This is a genomic window from Geosporobacter subterraneus DSM 17957, from assembly GCF_900142145.1.
Taxonomy (GTDB): domain Bacteria; phylum Bacillota; class Clostridia; order Peptostreptococcales; family Thermotaleaceae; genus Geosporobacter; species Geosporobacter subterraneus.
The window spans coordinates 1-1,411 of sequence record NZ_FQZV01000114.1 but is presented as its reverse complement, the minus strand read 5'-3'; the positions used below and the strand labels follow the sequence as shown (position 1 = coordinate 1,411).

The window sequence follows — 1,411 nt, the reverse complement described above, 5'->3', positions numbered from 1 at the left end:
TTTTACCAATGGTTAGCTTTGCTGTACACTTTTTAGAAAAACTACTTTTTTAAAAAAATTAAACTAACCTATTGACTTTTATTAGCTGGTCTTTGGCAAGCTATTTTTAACCGAAAAAGACCATCTGTAATCCAACGAGGCATAAAAGCACTCCGACAAACTTGACAAACTTTTCTTTCGGCATGCTCTCTATGAATTTCTTGCCCGCCCATGTTCCAAGAATCATAGCTGCACCCATAAATAAGCCAATAGATATTTCCTTTATGCCGATTCCAACATACTTCTGATAAACCATAGTTTTTACAACATGCATCGCTGTTGCTGTAACCGCTTCGCTTGCAATATAAGCTACAGGCGGCAGGTTCAATGAAAGAAAGATTGCCGCTCCCAATGGTCCTGCACTGCCCACTAATCCTGATAGCATACCAACCAGTGTACCTCCACAAACCATGGTTATGTTTCCGGGCTTGAATTGGATAAGCTTAAAGTACTTTAAGACCACAAATACAATTATCGAAACACCTATGATACGAGTTACGACATCCTTTGGAACAACCGCAAAAGACCATGCCCCAAGCATTGCTGCCGGTATTGCCCCTGCAATAAACATCAAAACCGGCTTCCATCTAATTTGCCTGAAGCCAATTGAAACCCTGGAAAGATTACCGATAAGCTGAGCCAAGGTTAAAACAGGGACAGCCAAAGTTGTTCCTATAGTCCGGGACAACAACGGTAAAAGCAGCAGCGCACCTCCAAAGCCTGCTGCCCCTGATATAGCAGCAGCAAGAAAGCTACCTGTGAAAAGCAGTAAATACTTTAATGCTGTATCATTGTCTACAGGCAATTCAAAAGAAAACACCTTCGTTGCCAGCACCCATATCAAAATGAGCCATATGAGTATAATCACTGCTCCAGCTTTCCAGTTACGGGGCTTGCCATCTTTGAACAAGTCCTCTGCTTCCCTTCGGCATTCCTCCATTACCGACTGGGGAATAAGCTTAATTGCTATTCTTATACCAAGTGGTATCAACACCAAATCATCAAGATAACCTAATACAGGTATAAAATCAGGGATCAGGTCAATGGGACTTAAGGCATACGCAACAACAACTGTAACAATAGCCTTTACATACCATGAAACATTCTTTTTTTTACACGCAAGGTACAAGGCTGCAATTTCTTTTTTTAATTCTTCGGAACGCTTCTTTAATTTATCAATCATACTCCTCAACATATAATACATCACCAATTCCTATATTACCATCAGTAACCGCTTTATGCCATTATATTGTGCAAAAAATAAAGTACATCTATGGATGGAGTGGTATAACCTAGCTGGACACGAATAAAGGTTCTTTGCTTTTGTTTTCTTAGAATATCTTATTTATCCTACAAATTTAGGTATTATAAT

1 protein-coding gene is annotated in these 1,411 nt (G+C 39.5%); it reads right to left on the bottom strand.

Annotated features, from left to right (window positions below; genetic code table 11):
• Positions 1-106: 106 nt before the first annotated feature.
• Positions 107-1,222: a TSUP family transporter gene (locus BUB56_RS19195; protein ID WP_330392707.1), complete on the bottom strand. Its 1,116-nt coding sequence runs from the start codon at positions 1,220-1,222 to the stop codon at positions 107-109.
• Positions 1,223-1,411 lie beyond the last annotated feature (189 nt).